Origin of the sequence: Streptomyces sp. NL15-2K (assembly GCF_030551255.1) — a bacterium.
Lineage (GTDB): Bacteria > Actinomycetota > Actinomycetes > Streptomycetales > Streptomycetaceae > Streptomyces.
Genome location: NZ_CP130630.1, coordinates 784,742 through 803,427, shown reverse-complemented (window position 1 = coordinate 803,427; position 18,686 = coordinate 784,742). Strand labels below are relative to the sequence as shown.

General features: G+C 71.2%; 19 protein-coding genes and 1 pseudogene. 8 read left to right on the top strand and 12 right to left on the bottom strand.

Going from position 1 to position 18,686, the window contains the following annotated elements; genetic code table 11:
* The first annotated feature begins 152 nt into the window (after positions 1–152).
* Complete coding sequence (locus Q4V64_RS03280) at positions 153–2,396, top strand: glycoside hydrolase family 9 protein (RefSeq protein WP_124437072.1); 2,244 nt, start codon at positions 153–155, stop codon at positions 2,394–2,396.
* Here the strand turns inward: Q4V64_RS03280 and Q4V64_RS03275 are convergent.
* The gene (locus Q4V64_RS03275) at positions 2,341–3,843 is read right to left on the bottom strand and encodes a cytochrome bc complex cytochrome b subunit (RefSeq protein WP_124437071.1); all 1,503 of its coding nucleotides are present in this window, start codon (positions 3,841–3,843) and stop codon (positions 2,341–2,343) included. The genes Q4V64_RS03280 and Q4V64_RS03275 overlap by 56 nt on opposite strands.
* Positions 3,840–4,793 (bottom strand): RNA polymerase sigma factor SigJ, encoded by a 954-nt coding sequence (sigJ, locus tag Q4V64_RS03270; RefSeq protein ID WP_124437070.1) that lies wholly within the window; start codon positions 4,791–4,793, stop codon positions 3,840–3,842. Before sigJ ends, Q4V64_RS03275 begins: the two co-directional genes overlap by 4 nt.
* A gap of 117 nt (positions 4,794–4,910) precedes the next feature.
* On the opposite strand from sigJ, the gene Q4V64_RS03265 reads away from it, so the two are divergent.
* Entirely contained in the window at positions 4,911–5,333 is a 423-nt protein-coding gene (locus Q4V64_RS03265; RefSeq protein ID WP_124437069.1) for a hypothetical protein, read from the top strand.
* A gap of 481 nt (positions 5,334–5,814) precedes the next feature.
* Here the strand turns inward: Q4V64_RS03265 and Q4V64_RS03260 are convergent.
* Positions 5,815–6,069: pseudogene (locus Q4V64_RS03260) on the bottom strand (proline hydroxylase); the annotation flags it as partial.
* Positions 6,070–6,297: 228 nt separating this feature from the next.
* Between Q4V64_RS03260 and Q4V64_RS03255 the strand changes: the two are divergent.
* The 3 genes from Q4V64_RS03255 (at position 6,298) to Q4V64_RS03245 (ending at position 8,893) form a co-directional block, all read left to right on the top strand.
* The gene (locus Q4V64_RS03255) at positions 6,298–6,543 is read left to right on the top strand and encodes a hypothetical protein (protein WP_095755269.1); all 246 of its coding nucleotides are present in this window, start codon (positions 6,298–6,300) and stop codon (positions 6,541–6,543) included.
* A gap of 3 nt (positions 6,544–6,546) precedes the next feature.
* Positions 6,547–6,924 carry a hypothetical protein gene (locus Q4V64_RS03250; protein ID WP_030619668.1) on the top strand — a complete coding sequence of 126 codons (378 nt, stop codon included), beginning with the start codon at positions 6,547–6,549 and terminating at the stop codon, positions 6,922–6,924.
* 343 nt (positions 6,925–7,267) lie between these two features.
* Entirely contained in the window at positions 7,268–8,893 is a 1,626-nt protein-coding gene (locus tag Q4V64_RS03245) for an RICIN domain-containing protein (RefSeq protein ID WP_124437068.1), read from the top strand.
* A gap of 10 nt (positions 8,894–8,903) precedes the next feature.
* On the opposite strand, the gene Q4V64_RS03240 is transcribed toward Q4V64_RS03245, so the two are convergent.
* The 3 genes from Q4V64_RS03240 to Q4V64_RS03230 all read right to left on the bottom strand — a co-directional run bounded on the left by Q4V64_RS03240 (position 8,904) and on the right by Q4V64_RS03230 (position 11,617).
* Positions 8,904–10,073: a lactate 2-monooxygenase gene (locus Q4V64_RS03240; RefSeq protein WP_124437067.1), complete on the bottom strand. Its 1,170-nt coding sequence runs from the start codon at positions 10,071–10,073 to the stop codon at positions 8,904–8,906.
* Positions 10,074–10,164: 91 nt separating this feature from the next.
* Complete coding sequence (locus Q4V64_RS03235; protein ID WP_124437066.1) at positions 10,165–10,860, bottom strand: alpha/beta fold hydrolase; 696 nt, start codon at positions 10,858–10,860, stop codon at positions 10,165–10,167.
* Between the two features lie 205 nt (positions 10,861–11,065).
* Positions 11,066–11,617 carry a hypothetical protein gene (locus tag Q4V64_RS03230; protein ID WP_124437064.1) on the bottom strand — a complete coding sequence of 184 codons (552 nt, stop codon included), beginning with the start codon at positions 11,615–11,617 and terminating at the stop codon, positions 11,066–11,068.
* A gap of 323 nt (positions 11,618–11,940) precedes the next feature.
* Between Q4V64_RS03230 and Q4V64_RS03225 the strand changes: the two genes are divergently transcribed.
* The gene (locus tag Q4V64_RS03225) at positions 11,941–12,387 is read left to right on the top strand and encodes a protease inhibitor (RefSeq protein WP_124437063.1); all 447 of its coding nucleotides are present in this window, start codon (positions 11,941–11,943) and stop codon (positions 12,385–12,387) included.
* 234 nt (positions 12,388–12,621) lie between these two features.
* Here the strand turns inward: Q4V64_RS03225 and Q4V64_RS03220 are convergent, their stop codons facing one another.
* The 6 genes from Q4V64_RS03220 to Q4V64_RS03195 form a co-directional block, all read right to left on the bottom strand.
* On the bottom strand, positions 12,622–12,840 hold the full coding sequence (locus Q4V64_RS03220; protein ID WP_124437062.1) for a CDGSH iron-sulfur domain-containing protein: 219 nt from the start codon (positions 12,838–12,840) through the stop codon (positions 12,622–12,624).
* Entirely contained in the window at positions 12,821–13,507 is a 687-nt protein-coding gene (locus tag Q4V64_RS03215; RefSeq protein WP_124437061.1) for a HemK2/MTQ2 family protein methyltransferase, read from the bottom strand. The genes Q4V64_RS03220 and Q4V64_RS03215 overlap by 20 nt, the downstream gene beginning before the upstream one ends.
* Entirely contained in the window at positions 13,483–14,544 is a 1,062-nt protein-coding gene (locus Q4V64_RS03210) for an iron-containing redox enzyme family protein (protein ID WP_124437060.1), read from the bottom strand. The genes Q4V64_RS03215 and Q4V64_RS03210 overlap by 25 nt, the downstream gene beginning before the upstream one ends.
* Before the next feature lie 143 nt (positions 14,545–14,687).
* Entirely contained in the window at positions 14,688–14,870 is a 183-nt protein-coding gene (locus Q4V64_RS03205) for a hypothetical protein (RefSeq protein ID WP_124437059.1), read from the bottom strand.
* Entirely contained in the window at positions 14,821–15,897 is a 1,077-nt protein-coding gene (locus Q4V64_RS03200; protein WP_124437058.1) for a Ppx/GppA family phosphatase, read from the bottom strand. The genes Q4V64_RS03205 and Q4V64_RS03200 overlap by 50 nt, the downstream gene beginning before the upstream one ends.
* Before the next feature lie 216 nt (positions 15,898–16,113).
* The gene (locus tag Q4V64_RS03195; RefSeq protein ID WP_124437057.1) at positions 16,114–17,616 is read right to left on the bottom strand and encodes an MFS transporter; all 1,503 of its coding nucleotides are present in this window, start codon (positions 17,614–17,616) and stop codon (positions 16,114–16,116) included.
* 180 nt (positions 17,617–17,796) lie between these two features.
* On the opposite strand from Q4V64_RS03195, the gene Q4V64_RS03190 reads away from it, so the two are divergent.
* Entirely contained in the window at positions 17,797–18,138 is a 342-nt protein-coding gene (locus tag Q4V64_RS03190; RefSeq protein ID WP_124437056.1) for a metalloregulator ArsR/SmtB family transcription factor, read from the top strand.
* Between the two features lie 6 nt (positions 18,139–18,144).
* Positions 18,145–18,663: an SRPBCC family protein gene (locus Q4V64_RS03185; protein WP_124437055.1), complete on the top strand. Its 519-nt coding sequence runs from the start codon at positions 18,145–18,147 to the stop codon at positions 18,661–18,663.
* Positions 18,664–18,686: the final 23 nt, after the last annotated feature.

Sequence of the window (18,686 nt, the reverse complement as noted above, 5' to 3'; positions counted from 1 at the left end):
CCCGTTGAGGCCACCTCGCGCGGTCCGGACGGGAACCAGTCCCGTCCGGACCGTTGACGGGGTGTCATGCCTCAAACAAGCATGGCCTGCGTCCGCATCTGGGAGCGCTCCCATCACGAGCGTCGCCCGCACCTCTCCCGAGGAGCCCAGACGTGAAACGACGCAGAACCACCTTGCTGTCCCTGACGGCCCTCTTGGCGGCGGCACTCGTGGGCCTTCCCGCCCCCGGCGCCGCCGCCGAGGAGGTCGAACAGGTCAAGAACGGCACCTTCGACACCACCACCGCCCCCTGGTGGGCGACCACCAACGTCACCGCGGGCCTGTCCGACGGACAGCTCTGCGCGGACGTGCCGGGCGGCACCGCCAACCGCTGGGACGCCGCCGTCGGCCAGAACGACATCACCCTGGTGAAGGGCGAGTCGTACAAGTTCGCCTTCACCGCGAACGGTTCGCCCGACGGGCATGTCGTCCGGGCGATCGTGGGTCTGTCGGTGGCCCCCTACGACACCTACTTCGAGGTCACCCCGCAGCTGAGCGTCTCCGGGAACTCGTACGCCTACACGTTCACCTCACCCGTCGACGTCACGCAGGCCCAGGTGGGCTTCCAGCTCGGCGGCAGCGCGGAGCCCTTCCGCTTCTGCATGGACGACGTGTCCCTGCTGGGCGGGGTGCCGCCCGAGGTGTACGAGCCCGACACCGGGCCCCGGGTGCGCGTCAACCAGGTCGCCTATCTGCCGGCCGGCCCGAAGAACGCCACGCTGGTCACCGACGCGACCGCGAAGCTGCCCTGGCAGCTGAAGAACTCAGGCGGCGCCGTGGTCGCGCAGGGCTGGACCGTGCCCCGCGGCACCGACGCCTCCTCCGCGCAGAACGTCCACTCGATCGACTTCGGCGCCTACAAGAAGCAGGGCAGCGGCCTCACCCTGGTCGTGGACGGCGAGACCAGCCGCCCCTTCGACATCGGCACGAGCGCCTACGACAAGCTGCGCCTGGACGCCGCGAAGTACTACTACACGCAGCGCAGCGGCATCGAGATCCGCGACGACCTGCGGCCGGGATACGGACGCCCCGCCGGGCACGTCGACGTGGCGCCGAATCAAGGCGACTCGAACGTGCCGTGTCAGCCCGGAGTCTGCGACTACACGCTCGACGTCACCGGCGGCTGGTACGACGCCGGCGACCACGGCAAGTACGTCGTCAACGGCGGCATCTCCACCTGGGAGCTGCTCAGCACCTACGAGCGATCCCTGACGGCCCGCACCGGGCAGCCGTCCAAGCTGGGCGACGGCTCGCTCGCCATCCCGGAGAGCGGCAACAAGGTGCCGGACATCCTCGACGAAGTCCGCTGGGAGCTCGACTTCCTGCTGAAGATGCAGGTGCCCGACGGGCAGCCGCTGGCCGGCATGGCCCACCACAAGATGCACGACGAGCAGTGGACGGGCCTGCCGCTGCTGCCGAGCGACGACCCGCAGAAGCGGGAGCTGCACCCGCCGAGCACCCAGGCCACGCTGAACCTGGCGGCGACGGCGGCGCAGGCGGCCCGCCTGTACAAGCCCTACGACAAGGCGTTCGCGGCCAAGGCCCTCGCGGCCGCCCGCAAGGCCTGGACGGCGGCACTCGCCCACCCGGAGATGTACGCCGACCCCAACGACGGCATCGGCGGCGGCTCCTACGCCGACTCCGACGCCACCGACGAGTTCTACTGGGCGGCGGCCGAGCTGTACCTCACCACGGGGGAGAAGCCGTTCGCCGACCACGTCCTCACCTCGCCCGTCCACACCGCCGACATCTTCGGCCCCCTCGGCTACGACTGGGCAAGGACGGCGGCCGCGGCCCGGCTGGACCTGGCGACCGTGCCGAGCAAGCTGCCCGGCCGGGACAAGGTCCGCCAGTCCGTCGTCAAGGGCGCCGACCGCTACCTGGCCACGCTCAGGGCACAGCCGTACGGCATGCCGTACGCCCCCGCCGACAACCTCTACGACTGGGGCTCCAACCACCAGATCCTGCACAACGCGGTCGTCATCGCCACCGCGTACGACATCACGGGCGGCGCGAAGTACCGTGACGGCGCCTTGCAGAGCATGGACTACATGTTCGGCCGCAACGCGCTGAACATGTCGTACGTGACCGGCTACGGCGAGGTCAACGCCCACAACCAGCACAGCCGTTGGTACGCCCGCCAGCTCGACCCGAAGCTGCCGAACCCGCCCGACGGCACCCTCGCCGGCGGGCCGAACTCGAGCATCCAGGACCCCTACGCACAGAGCAAACTCCAGGGCTGCGTCGGCCAGTTCTGCTTCATCGACGACATCCAGTCCTGGTCGACCAACGAGCACACCATCAACTGGAACTCGGCCCTGACCCGGATGGCGTCCTTCGTGGCGGATCAGGGCTGACCTTCCGTTCCACGAGTTCCCCCGGCCGCTCGTGGGCGGTCAGGGTGTGGAGCCGGGCCTGATCGAGCGGCTGGTGCACCTCGACGTACTCACCGTGCGGCAGCCGCTTGATCACGCCGGTGGCACGACCGTGCGACACCAGCTCCCGGTCCCTGAGTTGCAGCCCGAGGCAGATGCGGCGGGTGACGACGAAGACCACCACCGGGACCACGAACACCCCGACACGGACCGCCCACGTCACCGTGTTGATCGACAGGTGGAGGCGGGTCGCCACGATGTCGTTCCCGCCACCCGCCAGCAGGATCAGGTAGACGCTGATCCAGGCCGCGCCGATCGCCGTACGCACCGGCCTGTTGCGAGGGCGGTCCAGCAGGTGGTGCTCGCGTTCGTCGCCCGTGAACCTGGCCTCCAGGAACGGGTACACGCCGATGAACACCAGCAGGAGCGGGAAGACGACGATCGGGATCAGCACGCCGAGGACCAGCGTGTGGCCCCACAGGGTGATCTCCCAGCCCGGCATGATCCGGACCAGGCCCTCCGCGAAGCCCAGGTACCAGTCGGGCTGGGCGCCCGTGGAGACCTGGTCGGCGCGGAAGGGGCCGTAACTCCAGACCGGGTTGATCGTCGCCACGGCCGAGATCAGGGCGAGCACTCCGAAGACGAGGAAGAAGAAGCCGCCCGCCTTCGCGATGTACACCGGCATGAACGGAGCGCCGACGACGTTGCGTTCGGTCCGCCCGGGGCCCGCGAACTGCGTGTGCTTGTGGTACACGACGAGCAGGATGTGGGCCACCACGAGCGCGGCCATGATGCCGGGGATCACCAGGATGTGCAGCGAGTACAGGCGGGGCACGATGTCGTCGCCCGGGAACTCGCCGCCCAGCAGGAACATCGACAGATACGTCCCGACGATCGGCACCGACAGCAGGGCACCGTCGACGAACCTCAGGCCCGTCCCCGACAGCAGGTCGTCCGGCAGCGAGTAGCCGAACAGGCCCTCGAACAGGCCGAGGAACAGCAGGCTCCAGCCGAACAGCCAGTTGATCTCACGGGGTTTGCGGAACGACCCCGTGAAGAAGTGCCGCATCATGTGCGTGAGCATCCCGGCGACGAAGACCAGCGCCGCCCAGTGGTGCAGCTGCCGGATCAGCAGCCCGCCACGCACGTCGAAGCTGATCTCCAGCGTGGAGGCGTACGCCTCCGACATGCGGACGCCGTTGAGCGGGGTGTAACTGCCGTGGTATGTCACCTCGTTCATCGACGGATGGAAGAAGAGCGTCAGCCACACGCCGGTGAGGATCAGCACGACGAAGCTGTACAGGCAGATCTCGCCGAGCAGGAAGGACCAGTGGTCGGGAAAGACCTTGCGCAGGTACCGCTTGCCGAGTGTGTGGATGCCGAGCCGTCCGTCGAACCAGTCGGCGACCCGCTCGCCCTTGGTCGTCACCGCTCCTCCCGCTGTACGTGCGTGAGCTTGTCGGGGTTGGACACGATGTAGACGCCGCAGACCTGATCGCCCTCGGGAGTGAGGTCCATGACCATCACCGCGTACGGCGAGCCGCCCTCGAACAGCACCGCCGCGTCGTCGCCGTTGACGCGCCGGTAGCGCAGGTTCAGCCGCCGCTGGGCGCGACGGCCCCGGGAGGCGTATCCGCTGATGAGGCGGACGGCCTTGTCGCGGCCGTGCACCGGGCGCAGCCCGGCCGGTTTGCGGTTGCCGCCGCCGTCCGTCCACACCGTCACGTCCGGCGCGAGGATCTCCATGAGCTCGGCGATGTCCCCGCCGAGCGCGGCCCGCACGAACCGCTCCGTCGCCTCCCGCCGCACCCGCGGATGCGCCCGGTACCGCGGGCGCCGGGCGTGCACATGGGCCCGCGCGCGTCGCGCCAGCTGCCGTACGGCCGCCGGGGTGCGGTCGATGATGTCGGCGATCTCGGTGTGGGCGTACCCGAACACCTCGTTCAACACGAACACCGCGCGTTCCAACGGCGTCAGCGACTCCAGGACCACCAGCATCGCCAGCGACACGGACTCGCCGCGCACCGCCGGATCCTCGGCCTCCCCGGAGTCCTCGCCGGTGACCAGGGGCTCGGGCAGCCACGGACCGACGTACGTCTCACGGCGCCGGCTGATCGCGGCCCGCCGCGCCAGCGCGTGGTTGACGGCGACGCGCACGAGATACGCGCGGGGGTTGGCGATCCCGTCGAGGGGAGAGCGGCCGGCCCGCCCCGTCCACGACAGCCAGGTCTCCTGGAGTACGTCCTCGGTGTCGGCGACACTGCCCAGCATGTTGTAGACAAGGCCGAACAACAGCTCACGGTGCTCGACGAAGACACCGGTCGCCTCGCCCAGCGGGTCGTCGGTGTCGGAAACGGTGCTCGTGGTGCTCTCGGACATGAATGGCCCTCCCCAGTGGCGCTCACTACTGCGAGGGCCGGCGGGGGTCCGAATGTGACAGGGGGCGGGAGAATGTGACCCACGTCTCAGCGAGGCCTTGCGGACGAGGAAGGGCACGTGGTGATCGAGCCCCCCGAGGGTTCCTGGTGGGACTGGGACGTCGTCGAGTGGAACGCGGGCAGGCTGCGCCTGGGTGCCGGGCATGACATCTCCTACGCCCATCACCTGGAACTGGTCTTCGGCGATCCGGTCTTCGTCCGGTGCCCCGCGGCGTTCCAGGATCCGGTCTTCCGCGCACCGACCCGCGACGAGACATGGCTGCTCGCCGATCAGACCGGCGAGGAGCCGCCCGTCGTCCTGGCCTTCGAAGCGGACGCGGGCGGCCCGGCCCGCGCCTCCTGCCTGATCGCCGCCGGGCAACTCGACATCGTCCCGGGCACCGTCTTCCGGTACTGGCGCGACCATCTGGCCGCAGGGGAGCGTCTCGCTCCCTGGGTACGGCCGCCCGAGGGGTCAGCCGCGGATAGAGAGCGTCGCTGATGAGCTGAGGTTCCCTGGGCGATCCTGGGTTTTCCTGGATGCCGGGAAGTGGTCCGTCGTGCTGGGCGGGGTTTGGACGCCTGCCGTGGGACCGTGGGCCGTCGCCGCCGGGTGCGGTGCGGGTGCTCATCGTGTGCGGTACCTGCCGCCTGTGGCGCCGCCGGCTGCGGCGATTCGGAGGCTGCGGTATCCGCCCCGCCGGACGCTTTCCGCCCGGTGTGGACTCGGGCGGGGCGGGGACCCCGCGTCGCTTCCTGGGCACGGGGCGGATTCTCAAGGAGACCGGAATCGTGACTGCTGCTCTCACCGGCCTCGCAGTGATACGCACGCTACCGATTGCACCATCACGCTCCCGCACCTCACGATGAACAGTCACCGGAAAGTGCCACAAGAGCCTGATCGCATCACATTGAGCGCCACCCTGTGATACCCAGTCGCACCGAGGAACCACAGGCCATCAGGAGCACTGCGCACGACCCTCGCGCAGGGCGGCGACGGCGGTCGGCAGGTCGTGCGTGAAGTAGCGGTACTCCCCGGACCCGAAGCGGTGCCGCGCCATGTCGACGGTGGTCCGGAACGGCTCCGGTTTCTCGTACAGCGCCGCCAGATCACCGCACTCGGCGGGCGTAAGCAGCCGCTCGGTCGGCGCGCACCCGTGCACGTCCAGCTCCGCGGCCAGCGCTGCCCAGTCGGTTTCGGCGACCCGCCGGTGGGCCCGGGCGGTAGTGAGGGTCATGGGGCTCGCCCCCCTTCTTCCTCGTTCTTCCTCGTTCTTCCTCGTTCTTCCTCGTTCTTCGTCTTCTTCGTCCTGTGCGTCCCGTGTCTCGTCTACGAGTCTGCTGCCCCGTCCGCCCGGCGTCCGGCGGGAATCGGACACGGTGCTTCCACCCCTTCGGTACCGCAGTGCTATGGGGTTGACCTGCCAGTATTTACGAGTAAGTACCCGCGCGGTACCGTGAGGGGCATGCCAGCTCTCAACGTGGAGTTCAGCGACCGCGAACTAGAGGACCTGAGGCAGATCGCCAAGGAGCGCGGTACGTCGATGAAGGCCCTCGTGCGGGAGGCCGCCGCGGCCGACATCGCCCGGCACCGGGCCTTGCAGGAGGGCGCGGAAGCGTTCCGCCGGTTCTTCGCGTCCCACGCCGACGAGTTCGCGGCCGCCTTCCCCGAGGACGAACCGCGCGCCAAGAGCGAGGGGCGGGTCGCCTGACCGATGGCTCCCGTCGTCCACATCGACGTGCCCTGGCTGCTCCAGCGACACGAAGAGGTCCTGCCGGACCAGCCCACCATCAACGACTTCTCGGCCCTGGTCGCCGCCGTTGCCCGCCACCGCGTCGATCCGCCCCGCCTCGGCGTGGACTCCGACCCCGCCTGGCGGGCCGCCGCACTGCTGCACACCCTCGCCCTGCTCAAGCCCCTGCCGTCGGCCAACGCCCGCTTCGCGTGCGCGACGGCCGTGGCGTACATGTTCGTCAGCGGCGTCGGCATGGATCCGCCCTACGGCGCCCTGGTGGACCTCGCGCGCGATCTGATCTCCGGCAAGACCGATGTGTACGGCGCGGCCGACCGGCTGCGCTCCTGGCAGATCTGACCCGCGTTGCGCTCCGGCGCGTGCGCGGGTTTCGCACGGGGCGCATGCGCGAGAGTGAAAGCCGGTGCAGGTCCGCAGAGTTGGCGCCGTATCTGACTTTCCTTCAACGGTGTGGATGTTGCCCAAGCGCCTTGTTGGTCATGTGTGACTTGTGGAAGGGTGAACAGCCGGTGTGGGGGGTAAGGGGCCGGCCCGCATTCGTTCCGTGGGGAACCGGGGCGGATGGATGTTGGTGAATTCCCGCTCCCCTCGACCGCGGCCGAAAAGGTGCGCGCAGATCCGGGTTCCTTTTCGGCAGCCATGACTTCTGTGAGTCCCATGTCCGTGGGAAGGAATCCACTCAGTGCCCACCCCCCACCCCCCTCGCCCGCCTTACCCCCCGCCCGGCGGGGTTTCCGAAGAATCCGACGAGAGCCTCGGCGCCGCGCTGAGGGCCCGTCCGGACGGTGAGGCCGGGCCGGCCGTCGCGCTGTTCATGGCGCGGCACTGGCAGTCGGTTCACGACTACGCGGTGATCTGCCTCGCCGCCCCGGCGGACACCGCCTCCATGGTCACCGCTGCCGCCTACCACCAGGTACTCGGCCGGCTGGCCCTCGGCGAGCCCGGCGTGGCATTACGTCCCCGGCTCCTGGTGGCCGTCCGGGACACCGTCCGGGAGTGGTCGGCCGAGGACCGAATATCAGGTGTCCTGCCGGATTTGGGGAAACCGGCCGGAGGGCGCGGTATGCGCGCGGCCACGTCCATGACGCCCGAAAACCGCAAGTTGGCCGAGCGTTCGTTCCACGCGCTTCCCGGACTCGCCCGGTGTTTGCTGTGGCACGTCGAGGTGGAGGCGGAGCCCATAACCGTACCCGCCGGTCTCCTGGGCATGGATACCGACACCGCGTCGGTAGCTCTCGAACAAGCGCGTGAAAAATTCCGTGAGGGTTGTGTACATGCCCATCGAGAACTCGCGCCGACCAAGGATTGCCGCTTCTACAACCGACTCCTCGATGTTCCGATTCGCCGGGGCGGAGCCCTGCTGCCCGATGTGCAGCACCATCTGGGGGAGTGCCGGCACTGCCGTAACGCAGCCGAACAACTGAGCCATTTCGAGGGTGGATTGGGTGTCCTGCTCGCCGAGGCGGTGCTCGGCTGGGGCGCCCGGCGCTATCTCGACACCCGGCCCGGCCGCTCCCAGCAGACGCCACGCACCCGCGGCTCCGCCCGGCACGGCCGCGGACGCCGCCGTCTGCTGCCGGGGATCCCCGCGCCGGGTCGCCGGACCCCGGGCGGACCGCTCTCCTCCCGCACCCTGCTGACAGGGGTGGGCCTCGCCTCGGCCGGGCTGCTCGCGACGCTGTTCGTCGCCGGCCTGTGGTCGGACGACGACGGCGCCGACCCGGCCGCCTCCACCAGCGCGGTCGGCGGCGTCGGCGCGGCACCCGGGAACGGCACGACCCCGCCGACGGCGTCCTCCGCGCCGGGCACCGCTCAGCTTCCCGCCGTCCCGGGCCGCACAAGGCTGCGCAACGCGGCCGCCGACCTGTGTGTCGACATCTCCGGCAGACCCGAGGCCGGGGGCAGCACCGAGCTGGCGGCATGCTCGTCGGAGGCCACCCAGCAGTGGTCGTACGAGGACGACGGACTGCTGCGCAGCGTGGCGGACCCCGACCTGTGCCTGGACTCGCACCTGGACGCGGGCGTGGTCGTCCTCGGCAGTTGCGCCGGCGAGAAGGCGAAGCGGGCGGACGACGTGCGCTACGACCTCACCGTGCAGGGGGAGTTGCTGCCCCGCTGGGACGAGCAGCTCGCCCTCACCTCCACCACCGAGGACCCGGGCGCCGACATCGTCGTCAAGGTCCGCGACGGCTCCGACGGACAACGCTGGCTGACCGACCCACCCGCGACGGCCGGCCCCGGCTCGCTGTCGGCCACCGGCACTCAGACGCCGTCGACGCGGGCCGTGGAACTGTCGGAGCGGGCCTAGCCACGGCCGCTCACGCCGGGTCCTCCACGAGGTCGCTGGGGCCCACGCCGGTCGGCGTGGCGTGGCCCGACAGGGCGAGCGTGAGGTCGAACTCGGCGAGCAGACAACGGATCACGTGCTCGACGCCGGGCTGTCCGTCGAGGCCGAGTCCGTAGACGTAGGGCCGTCCGACCAGGACCGCCCGCGCGCCGAGCGCGAGGGCCTTGAACACGTCGTCGCCGGTGCGGACGCCGCTGTCGAAGAGCACGGTCAGGCGATCGCCGACCGCTTCCGCGACCCGCGGCAGCGCGTCGGCCGCCGCGACCGAGCCGGCCACCTGGCGGCCGCCGTGGTTGGACACGACGACCCCGTCCATCCCGGCGTCGGCGGCGAGGCGGGCGTCGTCCGGGTGCAGGATGCCCTTGAGGACGATCGGGCCGTTCCAGTTCTCCCGGAGGAACGCCAGGTCCGGCCAGGTCTTGCCGGGATCCGCGAACATCCCGACGAAGTGCATCACCGCCGCGTTCGGATCCTCGTGCACCGGCTTGGCCAGGCCCGCCTGGAACGCCGGGTCGGAGAAGTAGTTCGCGGTACCGACGCCATGCAGGAACGGCAGATACGCCTGGTCGAGGTCGCGCGGCCGCCAGGACAGCAGCGGCGTGTCCAGCGTGACGACCAGCGCGGTGAACCCCGCCGCCCTCGCCCGGTCCAGGAAACTCCGGGCCACTTCACGGTCCTTCGGCCAGTACAGCTGGAACCAGCGCTCGGCGTCCCCCATCGCCTCCGCGACCTGCTCCATCGGCGTACTGGAGGCCGACGACAGGATGTACGGCACGCCCTGCGCGGCGGCGGCCCGGGCGGCGGCAGGCTCCGCGTCCGGGTGCATGATCGACAGCACGCCGACCGGCGCCAGGGCCAGCGGGGCGGGCAGCGCGCGGCCCCACAGCTCGACGGACAGGTCACGCTCGTGCACGTCCCGCAGCATGCGCGGCACGATCCTGCGCCGCCGCAGTGCCGCCCGGTTGGCCCGGGCGGTGCTGCCGTCGCCCGCGCTGCCCGCCACATAGCCGACCGGGCCGGGGCCGAGCCGCTGCTCGGCCATCTCCTCCAGCCGGGTCAGATCGGTGGGCAGGCGCGGTACCGCACCCGACATCCCGTTCAGGTAGATCTCGTACTGGAAGTCCGCCCAGTGCTTGCCCATGCGTACCGCCCCGCCTCTCCTCGTCGAGCAGCGCCGTCCCGACGATCCTGGCGAACCGGCGGCAGCCCGTCCACCAGGGGCGGATCAGGAGTCAGGATCGGGCGGCCGACTCGTGCAGGACCCGGGCCAGCTCGCGGGGCCGGGAGAACATCGGCCAGTGCCCGGTGTCCATCTCGACCAGCTCCCAGTGCTCGCTCTTGAGCAGCTCGGCCGCGGCGGGCCTCGGCTCGTCCCCGTCGAGCAGGCACTTGATGTACGTGGCGGGGAGGTCGCCGAGGGGACGGGTGAGGACGGCCGGTTCGGTCAGTGTGGCTCCCGGATGCGGTGTCGCGCCGTCGAGGAACCGGGCGATCTGCTCGTCCGTCAGCCCCTGGCCGGCGTACTCGGGCGCGGGCAGCGGCGGCCAGAAGCCGCCGCCCGCCGTGATCGCCTCGCGCACATGGTCGCTCGGCCAGTCCGAGAGGAACGTCTCGCCGTCGACCGGAACGTTCGCGTCGACGAACACCACGCGCCGCAGCCGGTCACCGATCCGCTCGGCCGCCTGGCCGACCGGGACTCCGGAGTAGCTGTGTCCGACGAGGACGACATCGCGCAGATCGAGGCGCTCTACCTCGCCGACGATGTCCTGGACGTGTGTCTGCTGCCCGGCGGGCACGCCCCGCTTCTCGGCGAGGCCGGACAGTGTGAGCGGATGGACGTCGTGGCCTGCCGAGCGCAGTTCGGCCGCCGTCTCGTCCCACGCCCACGCGCCGAGCCAGGCACCTGCCACCAGTACGAAATGAGTCATGCCCGCAACGTAGCGGAGGGGTCTGACAATGACGCCTCGTCACCAGGTGCGCCGGGCCCGGTGATCGGCGGCACCGGCACGTCGACGGTACGGGCGAGCCGCGCGCCCTCGGGCCCGTACACGGCCCGCTCCAGCGAGGGACGGCGGTGGACGCGTCGGCGTGTGACGGCGTGGACGCAAAGGCGGTGAACGGACGCCCCCTCCCTCACTTGTCGTCGGTCGGCGTGTCCTCCGGCTCGGCGTCGGGACCCTGCGCCCGCACCCGCTGGACGTGTTCGAGGGAGTCCCGCAGCTCGGTGAGCCAGTCGTCGGCGTGCCGCTGGACCAGGCGCACGCACCAGGCGAGGGCGTCGCTGCGGCTGCGGGCGACGCCGCCGGCGATGAGGGTGTCGAGGACCTGGCGCTCGGGCTGGCGCAGCCGCGTCATGACGGGCGCCGCCACATGCGTGAACAGGGCCCGCTGTCCGCCGCACTCCACGCCCCAGGAGACCTTCCGGTCGAACCGGTGCTCGGCCTCGCGGGCCACGGCCATCCGGGCCTCCCGGGTGCGCTCCCGGAACTCCTGGGTCCGGCCCTGGACGGCCGCCTCGCGCTCGGCGGCCGAGGCGTCCTCGCCCAGCCGGGGTTCGGGGATCCGGCCGATCACGGTGATCTCCTCGCGGTCGGCCGTCACCTCGACCAGAGCCTCGAAGAGATCGTCCGGCAGGCGGCCGGCGAACCAGCCGCGCAGCTTCTCATGCTGTTCGTTGGTAATCATGTAATTACGATTACTCCGATCGAACCGGAACGCAAGGGTTGCGAGGGAGTGCGCCGACGGCTGAAGCGGAATGTTTCAGGCCTATTGCCGAGCAGGGGAAATCCGGCCATCCGGCGTGATCGGGCGATCAAGAACCGCCCACTCCAGGGGTGGGAACGTTCGAATTACGTGACTTCCCGCCACTGATTCAACACGCAATGTTACTGAAACCTGTGGGGTCGATGTGAGTTTCCGCGGCGGACTCGGCAGACTCGCGCTCGCCGTTCCGGCACCGATCGAGCCGGGTACGGCACACCCTCGAATTCAGCGGAAGGATGCACACAATGCGGAACACCGCGCGCTGGGCAGCGACCCTCGGTCTCACGGCCACCGCCGTCTGCGGACCCCTCACCGGGGCCGCGTTCGCCGCCCCGGGCACAGTCCCGTCCACCGCCCCGACCACGCTCTACGCCCCCTCGGCCCTGGTACTCACCCTGGGCCGCGGCGAGAGCGCGGCCACCACCACCCCGCACCGCGCCGTCACCCTGACCTGCGCCCCGACCGCCTCCGGCACCCATCCGGCGGCGAACCCGGCGTGTGCCGAACTGCGCGCCGCCGACGGGGACTTGAACGCCCTGGCGGTCAGGGGCGGCGTCGCCTGCACCAAGGAGTACGACCCCGTGGTGGTCACGGTCGACGGTGTCTGGCGGGGCCAGCGCGTCTCCTATGAGCGCACCTTCGCCAACGAGTGCGTGAAGACCACCTACGGGAGCAGCGTCTTCGCGTTCTGAGGACCGGGATCGCAGGGTCCTCGTGACCCTCCCGGGGGGCCCGCAGCTGGGGAGTGTGTGTGCCCCTGGCACGGGGACCTGTGATCTCGCACCGGGGGTCGGCGGACGGAGTGGGGCCGCCCGCCGACCCCTCGGCTCACAGCAGGGTCCGGGCCTCGGCCCGGCACAGCACGCGGGTGTCGCGGGCGGCGGCCTCAAGCCCGCCTTCGCGGCCGACACGAGCGGTCGAATACCTCAGTCCTCGCCGCGGCGGCCGTCGCCTCGGTCCCGGTGACTGGTGTCGCACCACGGATAGCGCCGGCTGCGGCGGCAGGTGCACAGGGCCACACGGAAGCGGTCGGAGGACACCGTGGTGCCGTCCTCGAGTTCCACTTCCACCGGGCCGTCCACCAGGATCGGACCCCGGCGCCGCACCGTGAGCCGGCGGGGCGGGTCAGACGGGGAGTTCGGCACGGACGACCACCAGCTCTTCCTTGTGTTCGGCGGGGGACAGCAGTCCGCGCTCGCGCAGCCAGTCCTGCCGGGCGCGCAGTACCGGACCGAACGCGATCCGGCGACGGCGGGTCACGGCCACCTTCAGCCCGGCCGCGCGCAGCCCCTCGACCGTCCGGCCGGGGTCGCTCAGCGCGGAGTGCACGATCAGCAGGACGCCGCCAGGACGCAGCCGTGAAGGGGCCTCCCGGCAGATCCGGTCCAGCACGAAGCGCCCGTCCGGGCCCGCGTCCCAGGACCGGGCGGCGCCCCGGGGCGGCCGCCCGGCCTCCGGCGTCGGTACGTACGGCGGGTTGGTCAGGATGAGGTCGAACGACCGGTCGCGGACGGGGGCGAAGAGGTTCCCGCGTCGGATGCGCACCGGCAGCCTCGTCAGCCAGGCGTTCAGCCGGGCCGTGAACACCGCGAGCCAGGACACGTCCACCGCGGTCACCCGGGTGTCGAGGCGAGCGGCCGCGAGGGCCAGCGCACCGGTCCCGGTCCCCATGTCGAGGACGTCCGCGCCCGGCCGGAGCGGTTCCTCGGACAGGGCCCCGACCAGCAGGGCGGTGTCCTCCTGCGGGGTGTACACACCCGGGAGGGCGAGCGGCGGTACCAGAGGGTTCACCCCGTCCGGGTACCCCGGCATTCAGGAGTCACCAGGGGTTCGGAAGTGGGGGGCGTGCCCGACGAGGCGTCCAGAGGCGTGCGCAGCGACGACCGTCCCGCCCGCCAGTTCGTGAGCAGCCGAGCGGCGAACCGGTCCTCGACATGCCCGGTGGCGTCGATACCGAAGGCGACGTCGGCGGCGAGGTGCGGCTCCTCGGCCAGCAGACCACCGATGACGTCATGCCGCACGACCTGCTCGTGGACCGCGTCGGCCTCGACGTGCTCGTCGTAGAAGAACTCGGCGGCGGGCCCGGCGTGCGTGCGGCGCATCGCCTCGGCCAGGCGGCGGGAGCCGGGGGAGGACGTGATCTCGACCGCGGCGAAGTGGCCCACCAGGGCGCCCCGGAGGGCTCGGTGCAGGCCGAACAGGGACATGAGGTTCACCGTGGCCAGGGCCTGGGCGCAGGCCGCGTCGAGGTAACGGCCGTACGTCGTCTCCAGGCCCAGGTCGGCCATCAGGTCGGCGAACAGCCGCGCGTGCACTCGGTCGGGGCGGCCGCCGCCGAACTCGTCGAACTCCACCGCCGCCATGCCCGCCTTGGCCCTGCCCCACAGCCGCGGCAGCACCCAGGCGTGCGGGTCCGCCTCCTTCAGGTGGTAGAGGGAGCGCTGGGCGGCGTACTCGCGCAACTGCCACAGTTCGCCCTCCTCGCGGAGGTAGTGGGTGACGCCCGTGCCGTCGACCGGCTCGACCAGGAGCTCCCCGACGGCCTCTTCGACGCCGCTGTGGACATCGGTGTCCGCACGCAGGGCCGCCAGGAAACGGTGCTCCAGTGCCGCGCGCGTGTGCAGCAGGTCCGGGTCCCACTCGCGTTCCGGGGCCACGCCCGCGAAGCCGCGGTAGTGCAGTTCGTAGCAGAGGTACAGAGCGAGCTGGAGGTCGTCGCCGTACACCGCCGACCCGGCGACGTCGTGCCGGCGCGGCAGCGGTCCGGAGCCCAGCAGATACTCCTCGACGGCTGCCGAGACCGGGCCCCGGGCGGAGGGCAACGCTGGTTCTGCGCGGTCGTACGGCATGTGCCCCGGGTACCCCGCCGGTGCCGCGACACCCACCGGCGTGGAGACGGACGGACGGGCCGGGCCATGCCGCCAACCTGTGCGGCGTGGCGCGGTCCTCCAGACTCGGCCCTCGGCGGCGCCGCCCTCGTAGAGCCCGCGGGTCAGTCGCCCTGGGACTTCTCCTGTGCGTCCGTGTTGGGGGTGATGGCCTCTGAGGCCTCGCCCCTGCGGCGTCGCTGCTCGGCGGAGTCCCCGGTGCGCCGTTCGGCGTCCTCGATCTCGCGCAGGACTTCCTCAAGCGCCGTCTCGGGCTGCTTGTGTTCCCGGTTCCGGTCGTCGGGCATGGCTGTCTCCTTCCTCGGTTCGGCTCGTCGGGGGCGCGATGCGCAGCGGCACCGGATCCGGCGGCGCGGCCTCCTCGTTGCGGCGGGCGACCTCCGCCCACCAGGCCGCCCCGTCCTCTATGTGGCGCAGCAGGACACCCTCGCGGATCGCCCACGGGCAGACCGTGAGCGTCTTGATCCCGGTCAGCTTCATCGCGGTGTGCCCCACCACCGCGCCGGCCAGGCTCTGTGCGGCGCGCGGTGCGGAGATGCCGGGAAGCGCGGCGCGTTCGGCGGCCGGGAGGGCGGCCAGGCGACCGACCGCCTCCCGCAGGTCGGGGCGGTGCAACAGCCGCTCCACGAACGGGCCGTGGCGGCCGGGCGGGGCTCCGCACAGGCGGCCCAGCTGCTGGAAGGTGCGGGAGGTGGCCACCGCCGTGCGGGGTCCCTCCCAGCGGATCCGGGCCGCGACGTCTCTCAGCTGGTGGCGGACCTTGCGGCGCAACGCCCGCACCCTCTCCGGGGGCGGCGGGTCCTGGCCCTCGAAGAACTCATGGGTCAGCCGTCCCGCGCCGAGCGGCAGCGAGGCCACGAAGTCCGGCAGCCGGCCGCGACCGAAGGCCACCTCGAGCGAGCCGCCGCCGATGTCCAGCAGGGCGAGCGGCCCCGATCGCCAGCCCATCCAGCGCCGGGCCCCGAGGAACGTCAACTCGGCCTCCACCTCGCCCGGCAGGGTGCACAGAGCGACCCCGGTCCGCGCCCGCACGGTACGCAGCACCTCCCGGCGGTTCGGGGCACTGCGCACCACGGCCGTCGCGAAGGCCAGCGGGCCGGCCGCGCCCCACCGGGTCGCCGTCCTGCTCGCCTCGGCGACCGCGTCGACCAGCCGCTCCACGGCCTCCTTCGGAACGGGGCCTCCGGGCCGCACGTGGTCGGAGAGCCTCAGGCGCCATTTGGCGGTGTGGACCGGCAGCGGCACCCCACCCTCCGCGTCCGCCACAACCAGCCTGACCGTGTTCGATCCCACATCCACCACGCTGATTCGCATGGACCGGTGGGTACCCACTCGCGGCACCGTCCAACGTCAGCGAGGGTGTCCGACATTCGAGCGAATGGGCGTCAAGCCGAAAAGGCGCCAAGCGACGAAGGGGCAAGCGAAGAGGAGCAAGTGAAGAGGAGCAAGTGAAGGGGCCAAGCGAAGAGGGGCCGCCGTCTCCCTGCAGACGGCGGCCCCTCGGACCAGGCGCGGTTCAGGCGAGGCCGCTCACATGTGTACGACTGGTGCGGCATCCGCGTCCTGCTCCGGCAGCCCGCGCCGGTAGAGCAGGAAGGCGATCAGCGCGCTGGCGGCGAAGAAGCCCGCCGACCACCAGAAGGCGGTGGTGTAGCTCTCGATCGTCGCCTGGGCCTGGGTCAGCTTGTTCGTCGGGTCCTTCCCGGCCAGGTAGTCGGTCGCGGCGCTCGCGGCCAGCGTGTTCAGCAGGGCCGTACCGATCGAACCGCCCACCTGCTGCATGGCGTTGACCGCGGCGGAGGCGACGCCCGCGTCCTCGGCCGCCACGCCGCCGGTGGCCAGCTGCATGGCCGCCGGCATCACCAGACCGAGACCCGCGCCGATCACGATGAGCTGCGGCAGTACCGCGCTCGCGTAGTGCGAGTCCGTCCCGATCCCGGTCAGCCAGGCCATGCCCGCGACGGCGATCGCGAAGCCCAGCGGGACAACGGCCTTCGGCCCGATCCTCGGCAGCAGGGTCGTGGTGCCGAGCTGTGCCGCCACCATCAGCGCCGCCACCATCGGCAGGAACGCCACACCGGTCTTCGTCGGGCTGAAGCCGAGGTTCAGCTGGAGGTAGTAGGTGAGGAAGAGGAACACACCGAACATGCCCGCGCCGGAGATCAGCAGGGCCAGGAAGGAGGCGGCGCGGTTGCGTTCCAGCAGGATCCGCAGCGGCAACAGGGGATGCGCGGCGCGGGTCTGCCACCAGGCGAAGGCGGCCAGCAGCACACCGCCCGCGATCAGGAAGCCCCAGGTGGCGGAGGAACTCCAGTCGTGCGTCTCCGCGTTGGAGAAGCCGTACACCAGGGAGAACAGACCGGCGGCGACCAGGACGGTGCCCGGCACGTCCAGCTTGGAGGTCGTGGCGGCGCGGTGGTTGGACAGCAGCAGCCAGCCGCCGGCGAAGGCGACGACCGCGATGACGACGTTGACGTACAGCGTCCAGCGCCAGTCGAAGGCATCGGTCAGGATGCCGCCGAGCAGCAGGCCCACCGCGCCGCCCGCGCCGGCGATGGCGCCGTAGACGCTGAAGGCCCTGGCGCGTTCGCGGGCGTCGGTGAACGTCGTGTTCAGCAGAGAGAGCGCGGCCGGCGCGAGGAGTGCACCGAAGGCGCCCTGCAGAGCGCGTGCGGTGACCAGCATCTCGAAGTTGGTCGCGGCGCCGCCGAGCGCGGAGACGGCCCCGAAGCCCACCACGCCGATGAGGAAGGCGGGCTTGCGGCCGAACAGGTCGGCTATGCGTCCGCCGAGCAGGAGCAGGGAGGCGAACGCCAGCGCGTACGCGGTGACGATCCACTGCCGGTTGCCGTCGGAGAACCCGAGATCGGCCTGGGCCGACGGCAGGGCGATGTTCACGATGGTGGCGTCCAGGACCACCATCAGCTGGGCGAGGGCGATGACGGCGAGGATCCACCATCTCTTGGCGGTGGACTCGGGCGGCGCCTCGACGGCGCCCTCCGGTCCGCTGTCGATCAGGGTCTTCTGGGACATCGGGAACCAACTCCAGGGAAGTCGTCCGAAGGAAGCGGATAGCTAAACGAAACCGTTTCGTACGCGAGGAGGCTAGACCACTTTCAGCGAAACGGCAACGTTTCGCTAGAGGGGGGTGGCGGAAAGGGTCCAGGGGTGTATGCCTTGACGGGAATATAACCAAGGAGGAATATTGAAGCCATGTCCGACGCCTCTCTCTGGACCGCCCTCGCCGATCCCCACCGACGCGCGATCATCGCGCTGCTCCTCGAGCGGCCGCGGCCCGTCGGCGAGATCGTGGAGGCCTGCGGACTGAGCCAGCCCGGCACGTCCAAGCACCTGAAGGTGCTCAAAGAGGCGGGCCTGGTCCGGGTCCGGCAGGACGCGCAGCGCCGCGTCTACGCCCTCGACCCGGCCCCGATCGCCGAGCTCGACGCCTGGCTGGCCCCGTACCGGAAGCTGTGGAACGAGAGCCTCGACGCGCTGGGGCGCCGCCTCGACCAGGCGTCGGAAGGAACCCAGGACCCCGCTGCGAAGGACTGATCCCCCATGACCGACCTCACCGGCACCTACCTGACGCTGGACGACGGCCGCCCGGCCGTCCGCTTCAGCCGTACCTACGACCACCCCGTGGACCGTGTCTGGCAGTTCGTGACCGATCCCTGGGAACTGGCCCACTGGTTCCCGTCCCGCATGGAGATCGAGCTGCACGCCGGGGGCACGGTCGAGTTCAGCGGCGACCCCGCCCTGGAGGACTCCACGGGCACGGTGCTCGCCGTGGACGTCCCGCGACACCTCTCCTTCACCTGGGGCGGCGCCGAGTTGCGGTTCGACCTTGACCCGCTGGACGACGCCCGCACCCGCTTCACGCTCACCAACGTCCTGGAGGCCACCGACGAGGCCGCCCGCAACGGCGCCGGCTGGGAGGTGTGCCTGGCCGCCCTGGACGCGCGGACCCGCGGCGAGGAGCTCGACGGCCCGCACGCCGGGGCCACCGCGCCCTGGAAGGAGTTCTACGACGGCTACGTCGAGGCCGGTGTCCCGTCCGGCGCCCCCGTCCCTGGCTAGGGCCTGTTGCGAAAGTCCCGCCT